This window comes from Mesorhizobium sp. CO1-1-8 (assembly GCF_020164875.1).
GTDB lineage: Bacteria > Pseudomonadota > Alphaproteobacteria > Rhizobiales > Rhizobiaceae > Mesorhizobium.
The window spans coordinates 183752-199828 of the sequence record NZ_JAIUGZ010000004.1; the positions used below are offsets into that span (position 1 = coordinate 183752).

Sequence of the window (16077 nt, forward strand, 5' to 3'; positions counted from 1 at the left end):
ACTTTGAATGATCAGGCTGGTCCGGAACCGGCCAGGCATGCGCCCGGCCGGCTCCGTTGCCTGAGCTCTTACTTGGCCGGATGATACCAGCTGTCGAGACCGGTCTGCAGCTTCTTGGCCGCTGCTTCCGGCGTATCGGTGCCATTGATGACGTTGGCCGATTCAACCCAGGTCTCGTTTTCGAGGTTCGGCGTGCCACGCGACAGAATCTGGTAGGTCGAGCGGATCGTCGACTTGCACTTGCCGCGCCAGGAGACGAATTCCTGCGCCAGCGGGTCTTCCATCTTCACCGGCGAGGAGTTCAGGCTGAAGAAGCCCGGCAGCGCGTTGGCGTAGATGGTGGCGAAATCAGGCGAGGCGACCCAGGACAGGAAGGTCTTGGCTGCATCGACGTTCTTCGAAGCCGCATTCAGGCCCATGCCGATATCGGTATGGTCGGAGATGTAGCAGGTGTCGCCGGCCTTCTCGACCGGGGGCGGGAAGGCGCCCATCTTGAACTGCGCCTGGGTGTTGAACAGGCCGATTTCCCACGAGCCGGCCGGGTAGATGGCGGCGCGGCCGAGCGTGAACAGGTTCTGGCTATCCGGATAGGTCTGCGCCTCGAAGCCATCGCCGAGATAAGGCTTCCACTTGGCCAGTTCCTCATACGGCGCGACCCAGTCCTTGTCGGTCAGCTTCTGATCGCCCTTGATCAGCGCCGCGCGGCCGTCCTCGCCCTTCCAGTAGTTGGGGCCGATGTTCTGGTAGCCCATGGTCGCGGCTTCCCAGAGATCCTTGGTGCCCATCGCCATCGAGATGTAGGTGCCGTCGGCCTTGATCTTGTCGAGCGCGGCGAAGAACTCGTCGCGGGTCTCCGGCACCTTGATGCCGAGCTTTTCGAAGGCGTCCTTGTTGTAGATGAAACCGTGGATGACCGAGGCCATCGGCACGCAGAAGCTCGCCTTGCCGTCGTCGGTCTGCCAGGCGGACTTTGCCACCGGCGAGAAGTTCTCCATGCCGGGCAGTGCCGAGAGGTCGGCAAGATTGCCCTTCTTGAACAGCTCAAGCGACTTGTCGAACGGGCGGCAGGTGATCAGGTCGCCCGCCGAGCCGGCGGCGAGCTTGGCGCCGAGCGCTGCGTCATATTCGGTCGGAGCCGACGGTGCGAACACCACCTTGATGCCCGGGTTCTTGGCTTCGAAAGCCGGGATCAGCTTGTCCTTCCAGATGGCAAGGTCGTCGCCGCGCCAGCTTTCGATGTTGAGCGTTACGTCGTCGGCATAGGCAACCCCGGCAGAGCCGAGAATGCTGGTGCCCAGAAGCAGTGCCGTCAGTAGTTTCGTTGTCATGCTCAGTCTCCCTGTTGACCTTTTTCAGGTTCGGTTTTGATGAGAACGGAGGCTTTTGACGCCTTGCTCCCCTCGCAAGCCTGCTTCACCCGATGGAATCGGGACGAAACAGGCTCTATTTCTTTGTTCGAGCATGATCTTTTCCGAAAAGCGGTTTCCACTTTTCGGGATCATGCCCCAGCGCGGAAAGGGCCGGCCGCAGCTTCTGGCCGGCCTCTTCCAGTATCTTCTGCGCCGCGTCAGTGCTGTCGGCGCCGGCGGCGAGCAGAATGGCGGTCTTGACCGCGCCGCCGCTCTTCTCGAGCAGGCGGGCCGCTTCGTCCGTGCCGCGCCCGCTGACGGCGGCGACGATGCGCGCCGCGCGGTCGCGCAGCTTGATGTTGTCGGCCATGAGATTGACCATGTAGCCGTCATGGACATGGCCGAGATGGATGGCGGTCAGCGTCGACAGCATGTTGAGCGCGATCTTCTGGGCAGTGCCGGCGCCCATGCGCGTCGAGCCGGCGATCAGCTCCGGCGGCGTTTCGAGCAGGATGGCGGTTTGCGCCTGACGCAGCAGCGCAGAGTCCCTGTTGTTGGCGATGCCGATGGTGGCAGCGCCGCAGCGAGCCGCTTCCTCGATGGCCCGCACCGCATAGGGCGTCGTGCCGCTGGCGGAAATGGCGATCAGGCAGTCGCCCTTGCCGAGGCCAGCCTTGGCGACCGCTGCCGCGGCCTCCTCGGTATCGTCTTCCGGCCCGCCGGCCAGCGTGCGGAAAGCGTCGTCGCCGCCGGCGATCAGGATAGCGATGCGGTCACGGTGAATGCCGAAGGTGCCCGGCAGCTCCAGCGCATCGGCCAGTGCCATCAGGCCCGAGCTGCCGGCCGCGGCGTAGGCAAGCTTGCCGCCGCTCTTCAGCCTGCCGGCGATGATCTCGGCGGCCCTGGCGATGGATGGGATGGCATGGCGTACGACCTTGGCGGCTTCGATCTGCGCGTCGGCCAAATAGGAAAGGATGGCTTCCGGGGCCTGGATATCCAGCCCCTCGGCATTTTTGTGAAGCGCTTCGGTGCGCGTTTCGGCCATCCCGGTTTCCTCCAATACCAGAACAATACCAAAAAAATACCACTTGTCCACACGCATTAACGAACTCACTGGTCGGAAATCGCTGAGCCAACGAAATACGTAGATTGTTCGATGGAATATTGCTTAATCTTTCTGAAGCGGAAATTAACCCTTGGCTATTGGTATTTTATTGGTATTATCCGCCCGGAGGAGAACTCACGTGAATTTCGTGCTCGGAATCGATGGTGGCGGCACCAGCTGCAGGGCCGCCCTGGCAACAGCGGAGGGCACGGTGATCGGCCGCGCCAAAAGCGGCGCCGCCAACATCCGCACCGACCTTACTGGCGCCCGCTCGAACATCGTCGAGGCCGCGCGGCTGGCGTTTCTCGCCGCCGGGCAGGATGCGGACCTGATCCCGCAAACGCCCGCAATTCTCGGCCTTGCCGGCGCCAACGTCGGCACCTACCGTCAGCAGCTCGAGGCGATCCTGCCGTTCAGCATCAGCCGTGTCGAGACCGACGCCGAAATCGCTCTGGAGGGCGCTGTCGGCTCCGGTGACGGTGCCATGGCGATCCTCGGCACCGGCACCGCCTATATGGCGCGCAAGAACGGCAAATCGCGGGCCATCGGCGGCTGGGGCTTCCAGGTTGGCGACCAGGGCAGCGGCGCCCGTATCGGTCGCGACCTGCTCGAACAGACACTGCTTGCCTATGACGGCGTCCGCGCGGGTTCACCGCTGACGCAGAGCATGCTGGCGGTTTTCCGCAACAACCCGGAGGACGTGGTCGAATTCACCACCAATGCCAAACCAGGCGATTTCGGCGGCTTCGCGCCCAAGGTGTTTGAACACGCCGAGAAGGGCGACAGCGTCGCCAACTGGATCCTCGACAGGGTGGTCGCCGACGTCGAAGCTTCGCTCGGCGCGCTCGATCTCGCCGACGACGCGCCGCTGTGCCTGCTCGGCGGGCTGGCGCCGCTCTACGCGCCGCGCCTGTCTGCCCGCTACCGGGCGCTGCTGAAGCCTCCGCTCGACGACGCGCTGGGCGGCGCGGTGCAGATGGCGGTTCGACTTTTCGCCGGACAGGCGGAGGCAACTCGATGAGCGAGGCCGCCGACCAGATCTTCGCCACGCTGAAACATCAGGCGCAAAGCGGCGCGCCGCTCTATCTGCAGCTTCGCAAAAGCATCGAGGACGCGGTCAATCGCGGCCTGATCGGGCCCGGCGACGCGCTGCCCTCCGAGCGCGACATCGCCACCAAGGCCGACATTTCGCGGGTTACCGTGCGCAAGGCGGTGCAGGACCTGGTCAAGGGCGGCATACTGGTGCAGCGCCACGGCTCCGGGACCTTCGTGGCGCCACGCATGGAGCGTGTCGAACAGTCGCTGTCGCGGCTGACCTCGTTCACCGAGGACATGGCGCGGCGCGGCATGGCTGTGCGTTCGGCATGGCTCGACCGCGGGCTTTACGCACCTTCGCCCGACGAAATGATGGTGCTCGGCCTGTCGTCGAGCGAACTGGTGGCGCGGGTGGCGCGCCTGCGCATTGCCAACGACACGCCGCTGGCGATCGAGCGCGCCTCGCTGTCAGCCAGCGTCTTGCCCGACCCAACCGATATAGGCTCCTCGCTTTACGCGGCGCTGGAATTGACCGGCAACCGGCCGGTGCGCGCCGTGCAGCGCATTTCCGCCGCCAATCTCGGCGACATCGACGCGCGTCTGCTCGAAGTGCCGCCAGGCATCGCCGGCCTGCACATCGAACGCATCTCCTATCTGACGAGCGGCAAGGTGATCGAATTCACCCGCTCCATCTACCGGGGCGACGCCTATGATTTCGTCGCCGAACTGCGGCTGACAGGGCCGAGCGAAGAGGGCCGACCATGAACACGACAGAAATGACCCACATGCGGCGCGAGATCGAGGAGGTCCCGCAAGCGGTCGCCCGCCTGCTCGACGGCTCCGGCGCGGTGCTGACCGAGGCCGGGCGCGGCATCCGCGAACGCGACCCGCAGTTCGTCGTCACCGTGGCGCGCGGCTCGTCCGACCATGCCGCCACCTTCATGAAATATGCCGTCGAGCTGACCGCGGGCCTGGCCGTGGCATCGGTCGGACCGTCGATCGCCTCGATCTATGGCCGCAAGCTCAGGCTCGCCGGCTCGGCCTGCCTGGCGATCTCGCAGTCGGGCAAGAGCCCCGATATCGTCGCCATGGCCGAAACCGCGCGGGCGGGGGGCGCGCTGACCCTCGCCATCACCAACACCGCCGATTCGCCGCTGGCGCGTGCTTCGGACTATGCGATCGATATCCTGGCCGGCCCCGAGCGCAGCGTCGCGGCCACCAAGACCTTCATCAATTCGGCCGTCGCTGGCCTCGCTCTGATGGCGCATGCCACGGGCGACAATGCGCTGCTGGCGGCGCTTGCCCGCCTGCCGGAGCATTTCGGCAAAGCAATCGCCTGTGACTGGATGAGCGTGCTCTCTGAGACGATCGAGAAGCAGAAGTCGCTGTTCATCCTCGGCCGCGGACCGTCGGCGGCGATGGCCAATGAGGCGGCGCTGAAATTCAAGGAGACCTGCGGCATGCATGCAGAGGCCTACAGCGCCGCCGAGGTCATGCACGGCCCGCTGGCGCTGATCGGCCCCGATTTTCCGGTGCTGGCGCTGGCCGCGCGCGACGCCTCCGAACCGTCCATTGCCGAGGCCGCCGACAGCCTGGCGGCCAAGGGCGCGCCGGTGTTCGTCACCTCTGAACTTGCCCAACGCGCCGTGCGCCTGCCGCATGTCGCCACCGGCCATCCGCTGACCGATCCGCTGACGCTGATCGTCTCCTTCTACATGTTCGTCGAGGCCTTTGCCCGCCATCGCGGTCTCGACCCCGACGCGCCGCGCAATCTTCGCAAGGTGACGGAGACAGTATGAGCGATCGCTTTGCCCTGACTGGCGCCCGGATTTTCGACGGCGACGACTGGCATGAAGACCACGCACTTGTCGTCCGCGACGGTCTCGTCGAGGCCATTTTGCCCACCGGGGCCATCCCCTCGGATATCCGCGTCGTCGACACCGGTGGCGGCACGCTGACGCCGGGCTTTGTAGATGTGCAGGTCAATGGCGGCGGCGGCGTCATGCTCAACGACCATCCCGATGTCGCTTCCATCGAAACCATCTGCCGCGCGCACGCGCCCTTCGGCACGACGGCGCTGCTGCCGACGCTGATCACCGACACGCCCGCAATCACGGCCGCCGCTGTCGCCGCCGGCGAGGCAGCGGCGCGCCAAAAGGTGCCTGGGTTTCTCGGGCTGCATCTCGAAGGCCCGCATCTGTCGGTCGCCCGCAAGGGCGCACATGATCCGGCGCTGATCCGGCCGATGACGGATGCCGATCAGGCGATGCTGATCGCCGCGCGGCAAAAACTGCCGGTGCTGCTCACCACCATTGCCCCCGAATCCGTCGAGCCGGTGCGCGTCGCGGCACTCGCCAAGGCCGGCATCATCGTCAGCCTTGGCCATTCCGATACCGGCTATGCCACCGCCAGCGCTTTTGTCGCGGCCGGCGCCTCGATGGTCACCCATCTGTTCAATGCGATGAGCCAGATCGGCAACCGCGAGCCCGGGCTGGTGGGCGCGGCCATCGACATCGGCACCTTGTCGGCCGGTCTCATCGCCGACGGCATCCATGTCGATCCGGCCACCATCAAGATCGCACTGCGCGCCAAGCAGGGACCGGCCAGGATCGTGCTGGTCACCGACGCCATGGCGACAATCGGCACCGACATGATGTCGTTCACGCTCAACGGCCGCACCATCTATCGAAGGGATGGCAGCCTGAGGCTCGCCGACGGAACGCTGGCGGGCGCCGATCTCGATATGATCTCGGCCGTTCGTTTCATCCACCGCGTCGTCGGGGTCGAGCTTTCCGAGGCCTTGCGCATGGCCTCGCTCTATCCGGCGCAAGCAATCGGCCAGTCGCACCGGCTTGGCCGATTCGCCAACGGCACGGCTGCGGATATTGTCGCGCTGTCGGACGATCTCGACACGAAGGGCGTCTGGATTGGCGGCGAAAAGGTTTTTGCGGCCGGCTCCGGCACTGCGCGTTGATTTTAGGTTCAAGTCGGCTGACGACATGAAACCTTTTGATTTTGAGGTCGTTGTCGGAGCGTATGTCCGAGGCGAAACCCAAATTGAAACAGGCCGACGGCATCAAACCGCGCGGTGCCTTGAAGCCGCGACAGCAAGCGCTGCGTGACCAGAGGCCGCGCCACGAGGATTTGCGCGAAAAAAAGCTGCCGACCGCCGAAGCTGCCCCGGAGGTCGACGGCCAGCCGGGGCCGCCGCCGGAGGCTGTCGAGCCCGATCCGCAACTGACGCCCGAAGAGGCCGAGCAGGCGCGCAGGAAGTACCTGCTACGGCGTTTCTGGATCAGTGGGCGCGGCTACTGGGCCCGGAGCGGCGATGGGCTTGCCTGGCCGCTCACGGTCGGGCTGTTGATCCTGATCTGCGTCAATGTCGGCTTTCAGTACGGAATAAACGTCTGGAACCGCGCGTTCTTCGACGCCATCGAGCAACGCAACGTCCACACCGTCTATGGGCTCAGCGCCATATTCCTGCCGCTCGTGGCTGGAAACGCGGGCCTTGTGGTCGCGCAGGTTTATCTGCGCATGACAATCCAGCGCCGCTGGCGTTCCTGGCTGACCACCGCCGTCATCGCACGCTGGCTCGCCAATGGCCGCTACTATCAGTTGAACCTCGTCGCCGGAGACCACTCGAATCCCGAAGCCCGCCTCACGGAGGATTTGCGGATCGCCACCGAGTCACCCGTGGATTTCATCTCCGGCGTCCTCAACGCGTTCCTGTCGGCCTCGACCTTCATCGTGGTGCTGTGGACGATCGGCGGCGCGCTCACTTTGCCGATCGGCGGCGAAAACCTCACCATTCCCGGCTTCCTCGTCATCACTGCGGTCATCTATGCCGCCATCACCTCCACGTCGATGGTGGTCATCGGCCGCCATTTCGTCCGGCTCTCGGAGCATAAGAACCAGGCGGAAGCCGAATTCCGCTATACGCTGACGCGGGTGCGCGAAAACGGCGAGAGCATCGCACTGCTCGGCGGCGAGGAGGAGGAGCGCAGCGGCATCGACAGGAATTTCGGCCATGTGCTCAGGCAATGGGCGCTGCTGACGGGCCAGCACATGCGCACGGCGCTGGTGTCGCAGGGGTCGAGCCTGTTTGCGCCGGTCGTGCCGGTCCTGCTTTGCGCGCCGAAATTCCTCGAAGGCTCGATGTCGCTCGGACAGGTGATGCAGGCTGCCTCCGCCTTCGCCATCGTGCAGGGCGCGTTCGGATGGCTGGTCGACAACTACCCGCGTCTTGCCGACTGGAACGCCTCGGCGCGGCGCATCGCATCCCTGATGATGTCGCTCGACGGGCTCGAGCGTGCGGAGCAGAGCGACGCGCTCGGACGCATCCAGCATGGCGAAACCGAAGACGGTGCGATGCTCAGCCTCGACGATCTCTCCGTCACGCTCGACGACGGCACCTCCGTGGTCAAGGAAACCGAGGTTGCGATCGAACCGGGTGAGCGTGTGCTGGTGGCTGGCGAATCCGGCTCGGGCAAGTCGACGCTGGTGCGGGCCGTTGCTGGCCTGTGGCCATGGGGCGGCGGCAGCGTCAATTTCCACGCCGACAGGCGACTGTTCATGTTGCCGCAACGCCCCTACATCCCCTCGGGCACGCTTCGCCGCGCAGTCGCCTATCCCGCGGCCGCGGACAAGTGGACGATCAAACAGATCAAGGCCGCCCTCGACAAGGTGGGCCTTGCCTATCTTGCCGAAAGGATCAAGGAAGAAGCGCCATGGGACCAGACGCTCTCAGGCGGCGAAAAGCAGCGTCTCGCCTTTGCGCGCCTGCTGCTGCACCGCCCCGATATCGTCGTGCTGGATGAAGCGACCTCGGCGCTCGACGAGAAGAGCCAGGACACAATGATGGCGACGCTGATCCGTGAATTGCCTGATGTCACCATCATCAGCGTGGCGCACCGGGCCGAGCTGGAAGCCTTCCACAGCCGCAAGATCACCCTCGAACGGCGCCAGGGCGGCGCCAAGCTTGTCAGCGACATCAACCTCGTCCCGCGCAAGCGCAACCTGCTGAAGCGCGCCTTGTGGGGTTCCGGCAGTCGGGTCGAAAGGCCGCGCAAGGAGTAAGGCGCCCCTGCGCCAGGCACCGAGCAACTATGATGCATATATGTCTTTGTAGGTGTCGCGCAGCAGGTTCTTCTGTACCTTTCCCATGGTGTTGCGCGGCAGTTCATCGACGAAGATCACCCGCTTCGGGTGCTTGTATTTCGCCACCCGTCCGGCGATGGCACCGAGAATTTCGGCACCGGTGATCCGCGATGACGGAGCACGCACGACGACAGCGGTGACGCCTTCGCCGAAATCTGGATGGGCAACGCCGATGACGGCGCTTTCGCTAACCCCGTCGAGCGCGTCGATCTCGGTTTCGAGTTCCTTCGGATAGATGTTGTAGCCGCCTGATATGATCAGGTCCTTGCCGCGTCCGACGATATGGACGTAGCCGTCGGCGTCGATGATGCCGAGGTCGCCAGTGATGAAGAAGCCGTCAGCGCGGAATTCCGCCTTGGTCTTCTCCGGCATGCGCCAATAGCCGCCGAAGACGTTGGCGCCTTTGACCTCGATCATGCCGACCTCGCCTTGGGCAAGCGCTGCACCGCTGTCGGGGTCGGCGACGCGAAGCGTGACGCCGGGCAAGGGGAAACCGACCGTACCGGCGCGCCGCTCACCCTCATAGGGGTTCGAGGTGTTCATGTTGGTCTCGGTCATGCCGTAGCGTTCGAGGATCGCGTGGCCGGTGCGCTCGCGCCAGGCCCTGTGCGTCTCGGCCAGCAGCGGCGCCGAACCGGAAATGAACACACGGATGTTTTTCGCCGCCTCGCGGTCCAGCCCGTCCTGCTGCAGCAGGCGCACGTAGAAGGTCGGCACGCCCATCATGGCCGTGGCGCGCGGCAGCAGCGAAACGATGCGGGCCGGATCGAACTTCTGCTCGAACAGCATCGAGGCGCCAGCCATCAGGACGACGTTGGTGGCGACGAACAGGCCGTGCGTGTGGAAGATCGGCAATGCGTGGATCAGCACGTCGTCTCCGGTGAAACGCCAGTGCTCGACCAGCACGCGCGCGTTGGAGGCAAGGTTCTCGTGGCTGAGCATGGCGCCTTTCGAACGGCCGGTGGTTCCCGACGTGTAGAGGATTGCCGCGAGGTCATCCAACCCGCGCGCCACGTCATGAAAATCCGTCGGCAGCCGCGAGGCCTGGTCGGTCAGCGATCCCCGGCCGTCGCGGCCGAGCGTGACGGTGGTGGCGCCCGTCTTTTCCGCCAGCGCGCCGATGTCGGCCGCTCTTGCCGGATCGCAGACGACCAGGCGTGGTTCTGCGTCGCCGAAGAAATACTCCAGCTCGGCCAGCGTGTAGGCGGTGTTGAGCGGCAGGAAGACGGCGCCGGCTCGCAAGCAGGCGAGATAGAGCATGACCGCTTCCGGGCTCTTCTCGACCTGCACGGCAACGCGGTCACCGGGTTCGACATCCAGTTGCAAGAGCGCATGCGCAAGCTGCGCCGAGCGGGCCAGCATATCGCCATAGGTGAGCGAGCGGCCATCATCGGTTTCCATCAGCAAGCGCGCTGGCGCCGGCATCCGGGACCGGAACGCATCGAACAGATGATTGCTCATGAAGACTTCCCTGGGGTGCTACGGCGCTGAGCATCCGCCTGTCGCGGCATGCCTCGGCGGCGAGAGTTCGCGGTTCTTGGCCGCGCCGTCAAGCCCGCCGACAGCGGTTCACGCCAGCCACGCCGACGCAGGTTTAGCGCAAGAAACGAGCGCAAGAGACCCGCCAGGAAACGACTGCTATCGCCGAGCGCGTTTGCCGGCGAGTTCCTTCGTTTCGTCGTCCTGCTCGAAGTGCTTCATGCACATGGCGGCAGTCAACTGGTAGTGGTTGAGCAGTGCCTCGACGGCACCGTCGGCATTGCCGTCCAGGGCACATTCGGCGATCAGACGATGCTCGCCGAAATCGTCGCGCTGGACCCCTTCGCCATCATTGGCCATTTGCCGGTAGCGGTAGGCGTGATCGGAGAGCTGGTCGCAAAACCCCACCAGCCATTGTGACCGGCAGGCCGAAATCAGCACCCTGTGGAAGACGCGATGCAGCCGCTCCCAAGCGGGATTGAGCGAAAAGAGATTCTGCGGAGACAGACGTGACGCGCGTCCCAAGCGATGCAGCGCCAGCACGAGCTGTTCTTCCCATTCGGCGGTGCGGTGGGCGATGGATTCGCGAAGCGCCCGCTCCTCGAGCCAGCAGCGGGTGCGCGTCAGCTCCTCGAGTTCCGACGCACTGACCGGCATGATGAAGAAGCCACGCTGGTCGTGCCGGCCGAGAAGCCCTTCCGAGGCGAGGCGATTGAGAGCCTCGCGGACAGGTGAGGCACCGGCCCCATATTTGGAGACCACCCATTCGACCCGCAGCTTGCTCTCGGCTTCAAGGACACCTCCGAGAAGATCGTCCCGCAATTGCTGATAGACCGTAGTGGCAAGCGTGCTCTTGGGTCCGGCAGCGTCGTCGTTCAGATTGGCAGCTCCGTATGTCACAGCGACTCCTTGTCGTCAGGACTTGTCCTGGGCGATTCGAGTCCGAAAGCATTCGCCTTCTCGTACTTGTACCATACAGCGCGAGCATTCGCCCGCTCAAGCAAAAGATCACGTTATTGTACTTTAGCACAAAGGAATATGCGGCATTCCGGAACTGAATGCTGTAATTCCGCGCATTTTCACAACCTGTGGAAACTTAACATGTTTTGTATGCACGCAGGAGAATCTGTCTTTCAGTTCTTTTGTATGCGCGCGAGATCAACTGTCTGCTTTGGGCACAGACCGGCGGACCTTGAGACCGAATCAGGCACAGTCAGATCCGATGCCGTTGCGCATCAGATCTTCACAAGCCCCGCCCGGCACCAGAACCTTAGCCGCCATGCCGGGCTGACCGCGGGAACACCGCTGGTTAGCCGGCTGCGTTGTCGGCTGCCGTCCTGATCGCCTGGATGTTCTGACGATAAGCCTCGACGCTGCCGCCTTTGAAGATGGCGGCGCCCGCCACCAGCACGTCGGCGCCGGCAGCGGTGACCAGCGGCGCGGTTTCGGCTGAAACACCGCCGTCGATCTCGATGCGGATCGGCCGGCTGCCGATCAGGGCCTTGACCCGCTTCACCTTGTCGACAACAGCCGGGATGAAGGCCTGGCCGCCGAAGCCCGGATTGACGGTCATGATCAGGATCAGGTCGAGCCGGTCGAGCACATATTCGACCACGCTTTCCGGCGTCGCCGGATTGAGCGACACACCGGCCTTCTTGCCAAGGTTCCTGATGGTCTGCAGCGAGCGGTCAAGATGCGGGCCGGCCTCGGCATGGACGGTCAAACCGTCGCAGCCGGCCTCGGCGAAAGCGGCCAGATAGGGGTCGGCCGGGGCAATCATCAGATGGCAGTCGAAGAAGGCCTTGGTGCGGTTGCGGATCGCCTTGATCACCGGCGGGCCAAAGGTGATGTTGGGCACGAAATGCCCGTCCATCACATCGAGATGGATCCAGTCGGCGCCGGCCGCCGCCACCGCTTCGACCTCATCGCCGAGTTTGGAAAAATCCGACGCCAGCACCGAGGGTGCAATCAAGGTCTTTCTGCTCATGGGTGCGGCCTTTCCGAGTGCCCTTCTCGTTGGCCACCCTATCGACTGCCTAATGCGCCACAGCCGACTTGTCGAGGGTGCAGGCGCGGTCGGCGCGCAGGCTGGGGTGAGTGCCGTTATCCGCGATCATGGTGCGGCCAATACCCGCTTGTCCCCACAGCTACGAAGAAAACCCGCCGGATTGCTCCGGCGGGTTTCTGGTCTCGTGTCAAGCAGGTGGTTATTGCTGCTGGAGCTTCAGGATTCTGTCTTGAACCGGATCCTGCTGCTGTTCGACCTGCGGCCTGCGCCGTGGCAGGACCTGCTGCAGCAGGAGGCCGGGATTGAGCTCCAGCGACGGTTGTCCGCGGACCGGCCGGCAGTTCGGATACCGTCCGATCGTGCCTTCCGGGCAGCGCCTCCTGATGATCGGCTGGCACTGGCCATTGATCATCTGCGAGCCCGGTGCGCATTCCACCTCCTGCCTGCGGCATGCGCCGTTGATCACCTCGGTCCCACGCGGGCAGACACACTCGCCGCGCTTGTTGTGGACCTGGCCGCGTATGTCGCATTGCTCCGGCGTGGGCTGCTTGCGCCGGCAGGCATTGCCCCGCACCTCGGTACCCCTCGGGCAGACACAATTGCCGTTGGCGTCGTGGACCTGACCACGGATGGTGCACTGGTCAGGCTTCGGCCGGATCGGGCGGCAGGCGCCGTTTCTGACCTCGTTCCCTTGCGGGCAGACATAGTCTCCATCGGCGTCGTGGACCTGCCCACGGATCTTGCACTGCTCCGGCTTCGGCTGGATCGGGCGGCAGGCATTGCCCCTGATCTCGGTTCCCCTGGGGCAGACACAATCGCCATCCGCATTGTGGATCTGGCCACGGATGGTGCACTGCTCGGGCCTGTCGGTCCTGACACATCTGCCGTTCTCGAGCCCGGTTCCGCGGGGGCAGACGCAACGTCCGTCCTCGGTGCGGATCTGGCCTTCGAGCAGCACACAGCGCTTCGGCTGTTCCGGCTTCGGCACGATACCACCGCCCGGCGAGCACTGGCCGTTGCGGTAGGTGGTGCCTTCCGGGCAAACGCAGCGGCCGGCATCGTTCATGACGAAGCCTTGCGAGCATTCCTTCTTCGTCTCCTGGCTAATGGTGAAGGGATGACAGGCATAGGCCTTGCCGCGATCGCCCTGCACATTGGTCTGATCGCCGCCAAGCACGTCGCCACCGCCCTGCACCCGTGTGTCGGGAGACAGCACGCCGACGCAGTTCTGGCCGCTGACATTGCCCTGCAGATTGGCCAGGCGACCGTCGTCGGGAATGACCACGGTGACATGGTGCACCTGGCTTTCTCCGGCGCCGAGCGTCAGGTTGGCAATGCAGGACGCAGGCAAGGTTGCCGGTTCCGGCGAGCAGCCGAAGGGCGGATCGATCGAGGTGATCTCAACGCCTTCCAGCCTGCCGAGGCCATCCACGCCGATCGCATCGCCGATGCGGACCGGCCCGGAGAAGGCGGTCGCTCCGTCATTGGTGATGGTGATCTCGAACGAGCAGGGTCGGCCGAGCCGGCATTCACGGTCGCCGGTCTTCTCGACACGGATGGCCGAAGAGCCGCCGCCCTTGGCGCAGGCCTGGCCAAAGGGATAGACGACGTCGTCGCCCGGCGCCGGCCCAAAGGAGCCGCGCGCGCAGTTTTCGAACGCGCCATTGGCCGAGACCGTCACGTCGAAGTGGCGACTGGTTCCAGGTACCATGACGGCGCCGGGAATCTGGCATGACAGCGCATTGGCCGGAACCGGTCCGCATGCCCATTCCGCACCGTCAGTGGTGACGGTCTGGATCTGGACGGGCGCGCCGCCGGCCACCAGCGTGGCGGCATCGTTGACCCGCACCGGGCCGGTGGGGGCAGCGGTGCCAAGGCTGGTGACGGTGATGCGGCAAGAGATGACCGCGGCACCGGCGAGCGAGCCGTTGCACACCTTGGTGATGCGCAGGATCGGCTTGCCGCCATTGGGATGACGGAAGCGTTCCTTGGCGCAGGCCTTGTTGTTGGTGAGATCGTTTTCACCGGGGATGGGCTTCACCGTCGCGCAATTCTCGACAGTGTCCGACTGGTAGCCGGCCGGCATGACCGCCTTGACGACGATCGGCGTCGAGCCGCCAGGCACGAGAGAGATGCCCGCATGGTCGCAGCGGAACAGGCCGGGACCGGTCGGTACGCAGATCCATGGCGGGCTTGGGCCGAAGGTCGAGGAGGCCGGCGCGCCGGCCGGATAGCTGTCGATCACCGTCAGCGGCCCGTTATAGGTCGATGTGCCGTTGTTGATGATGTCGATCACGAAATAGCAGATGCCGTCGGCCGTGCAGACCGGGATACGGGCACGCTTCTTCAGGATCAGATCGACTTTCTTTTCGACCGGCGGCTGGCAGTCGCGGTCGCGGTCGCCACGACGGCAGATCGGGATCGAGGCACAGCCGCGATCGTTCGACTGGCTTCCGAACAGCGGCTTGCCGCTGGCGCCATAATTATAGGTGGCGCAGTTGCGCAAGACGCTGCCTTGCCAGCCTCCGGCCGGCTTGAAGCCGAGCTTGAGGTCGACGGAGGCTCCCGGATTGAGCGTGGTCACCGGATAGGTGCAAATCATCGGGGTGGTGCCGGGTACGCAGACCCAGGGCGGATTGGGCCCTGAATCGAGCGTCGATCCGGCCGGCAGCGTCACCTCGTCGAGCACGATCTTGCCGTGATAGGCACCGGTGCCGACATTGGTGACCCTGATGGTGAAGTCGCACCCGCCGCCCATCGTGCAACGCGTCACGCTGGCGCGTTTCTCGACCTTGAGGTCCGGCTCCTTGTCCTTGGGCGGGCACCTGAGGTCACGCGGGATGACGATGTCGATCGTCTGCGTGCAGCACAGGCCCCAGCCTTCCTTCGGACCGGCATAGGTTTCGATGCCGGTGACGATGAGGTGGACGGCGTCGCCTGGCGATGCGCCGACGATCTTCCAGTTGAGCACGCCGCCGCCCGCCGGCACCAGCTGGGTGTCGGGGATGATGGTGATGCCTGATGTGGTCGTCGAAACTTGCACCCATTTGCCGCCCATCTCCGGGCCGACCGGCATGTGATAGATGAAGACGCCGCCGCCGGGCACGCAGTCGACCGTGCCGCGTTCCACCTTGAAGCATTCCTTGCCGGGAGGTGGCGGCGGCGGATTGCACTTGGTGACATCGATCTTGATCGAGGTCTTCACCCCGGTCTTGAAGTCGCCGTCGTCGGGCTTGCCCGGATCCTGCGACGGGATGATGGTCCCCGTGCCCGGTCCGGCCGTCACCTTGATCATGCCCTGGTTGTCGACGATCGTCGGCGCGGGAAATGCCGCATGATCGATCTTGGCCGTGATCGTGAAGTTGATGACGCGCTCGTTGGGAGCGCCGACGCCGTCGAGATCGGAAGTGGAGATGCGGAAATCGGAAACAACAGCTGTGTCGTTCGGATTTGCCGACGTGCTGATCGTCGCCCCCGGCAGCGGTCCGCCGGACGCATCCGTGCCGTCGCCGGACACATTGACGTTGACGATGGCAAGACCGTGCGGAAGCTGGTCCTTGAAGTCGACCCGGACCTTCTTCAGCCTGGCCTCGAGGCTTGGGTCGGCAAGGCCCTGCGGATCGCCGCGCAGGCCGAAGCTCAGCGAATAGACGACGTAGTCGCAGCCTCGTTGAGTGCCTTTCTTGGTGAAGAAGGGCACGACCCGGTCGGGCCTCGGAGTGATGACGCGCGAACTGTCGAGGTCGAGCTTCAGCTCCGGGGTGATCGGGGCAGTGTCTTCCGCAAAGCCTTGCACCGGGGTGAGCATGGCGACCGCGATACCGGCCGCCATCAGCCAGCGCGCGCCGCGCCTGGCGTATGACAGGGGTTTCATGATCGTCTCCATGACGGTGGTTCGAGCGTTCGTTGCGAGCGGGGAGAGTGCGAGATTTTTCATCTTCCCC

At 64.6% G+C, this 16077-nt stretch carries 11 protein-coding genes; 5 read left to right on the plus strand and 6 right to left on the minus strand.

Annotation, left to right across the window (positions count from 1 at the left end; all coding sequences use genetic code 11):
- Nucleotides 1-68: 68 nt before the first annotated feature.
- Entirely contained in the window at nt 69-1328 is a 1260-nt protein-coding gene (locus tag LB558_RS09825) for an ABC transporter substrate-binding protein (RefSeq protein ID WP_224697377.1), read from the minus strand.
- 115 nt (nt 1329-1443) lie between these two features.
- The gene (locus tag LB558_RS09830) at nt 1444-2394 is read right to left on the minus strand and encodes an N-acetylmuramic acid 6-phosphate etherase (RefSeq protein ID WP_224697378.1); all 951 of its coding nucleotides are present in this window, start codon (nt 2392-2394) and stop codon (nt 1444-1446) included.
- Between the two features lie 199 nt (nt 2395-2593).
- Between LB558_RS09830 and LB558_RS09835 the strand changes: the two genes are divergently transcribed.
- The 5 genes from LB558_RS09835 to LB558_RS09855 all read left to right on the plus strand — a co-directional run bounded on the left by LB558_RS09835 (nt 2594) and on the right by LB558_RS09855 (nt 8565).
- Complete coding sequence (locus LB558_RS09835) at nt 2594-3475, plus strand: BadF/BadG/BcrA/BcrD ATPase family protein (RefSeq protein ID WP_224697379.1); 882 nt, start codon at nt 2594-2596, stop codon at nt 3473-3475.
- Nucleotides 3472-4254 (plus strand): GntR family transcriptional regulator, encoded by a 783-nt coding sequence (locus tag LB558_RS09840; protein WP_224697380.1) that lies wholly within the window; start codon nt 3472-3474, stop codon nt 4252-4254. Before LB558_RS09835 ends, LB558_RS09840 begins: the two co-directional genes overlap by 4 nt.
- Entirely contained in the window at nt 4251-5288 is a 1038-nt protein-coding gene (locus LB558_RS09845; RefSeq protein ID WP_224697381.1) for an SIS domain-containing protein, read from the plus strand. Before LB558_RS09840 ends, LB558_RS09845 begins: the two co-directional genes overlap by 4 nt.
- Nucleotides 5285-6463: an N-acetylglucosamine-6-phosphate deacetylase gene (nagA, locus tag LB558_RS09850; RefSeq protein ID WP_224697382.1), complete on the plus strand. Its 1179-nt coding sequence runs from the start codon at nt 5285-5287 to the stop codon at nt 6461-6463. Before LB558_RS09845 ends, nagA begins: the two co-directional genes overlap by 4 nt.
- Nucleotides 6464-6525: 62 nt before the next feature.
- The gene (locus tag LB558_RS09855; protein WP_224697383.1) at nt 6526-8565 is read left to right on the plus strand and encodes an ABC transporter ATP-binding protein/permease; all 2040 of its coding nucleotides are present in this window, start codon (nt 6526-6528) and stop codon (nt 8563-8565) included.
- Nucleotides 8566-8592: 27 nt separating this feature from the next.
- On the opposite strand, the gene LB558_RS09860 is transcribed toward LB558_RS09855, so the two are convergent.
- From LB558_RS09860 to LB558_RS09875, 4 genes are all read right to left on the minus strand, one after another.
- Nucleotides 8593-10107 (minus strand): malonate--CoA ligase, encoded by a 1515-nt coding sequence (locus tag LB558_RS09860; RefSeq protein ID WP_224697384.1) that lies wholly within the window; start codon nt 10105-10107, stop codon nt 8593-8595.
- 177 nt (nt 10108-10284) lie between these two features.
- Nucleotides 10285-11025 (minus strand): GntR family transcriptional regulator, encoded by a 741-nt coding sequence (locus tag LB558_RS09865; protein WP_224697385.1) that lies wholly within the window; start codon nt 11023-11025, stop codon nt 10285-10287.
- Between the two features lie 409 nt (nt 11026-11434).
- On the minus strand, nt 11435-12112 hold the full coding sequence (gene rpe / locus LB558_RS09870; RefSeq protein WP_127261464.1) for a ribulose-phosphate 3-epimerase: 678 nt from the start codon (nt 12110-12112) through the stop codon (nt 11435-11437).
- 220 nt (nt 12113-12332) lie between these two features.
- A complete protein-coding gene (locus LB558_RS09875; RefSeq protein WP_224697386.1) occupies nt 12333-16070 on the minus strand; it encodes a DUF11 domain-containing protein in 3738 nt (1245 codons plus the stop codon).
- Nucleotides 16071-16077 lie beyond the last annotated feature (7 nt).

What these genes read in the sequence shown, in the direction of transcription:
- nagA (WP_224697382.1), top strand. Translation starts at nt 5,285, where the DNA reads ATGAGCGATCGCTTTGCCCTGACTGGCGCCCGGATTTTCGACGGCGAC.
- LB558_RS09855 (WP_224697383.1), top strand. Translation starts at nt 6,526, where the DNA reads ATGTCCGAGGCGAAACCCAAATTGAAACAGGCCGACGGCATCAAACCG.
- rpe (WP_127261464.1), bottom strand. Translation starts at nt 12,112, where the DNA reads ATGAGCAGAAAGACCTTGATTGCACCCTCGGTGCTGGCGTCGGATTTT.
- LB558_RS09845 (WP_224697381.1), top strand. Translation starts at nt 4,251, where the DNA reads ATGAACACGACAGAAATGACCCACATGCGGCGCGAGATCGAGGAGGTC.
- LB558_RS09840 (WP_224697380.1), top strand. Translation starts at nt 3,472, where the DNA reads ATGAGCGAGGCCGCCGACCAGATCTTCGCCACGCTGAAACATCAGGCG.
- LB558_RS09875 (WP_224697386.1), bottom strand. Translation starts at nt 16,070, where the DNA reads ATGAAAAATCTCGCACTCTCCCCGCTCGCAACGAACGCTCGAACCACC.
- LB558_RS09825 (WP_224697377.1), bottom strand. Translation starts at nt 1,328, where the DNA reads ATGACAACGAAACTACTGACGGCACTGCTTCTGGGCACCAGCATTCTC.
- LB558_RS09830 (WP_224697378.1), bottom strand. Translation starts at nt 2,394, where the DNA reads ATGGCCGAAACGCGCACCGAAGCGCTTCACAAAAATGCCGAGGGGCTG.
- LB558_RS09860 (WP_224697384.1), bottom strand. Translation starts at nt 10,107, where the DNA reads ATGAGCAATCATCTGTTCGATGCGTTCCGGTCCCGGATGCCGGCGCCA.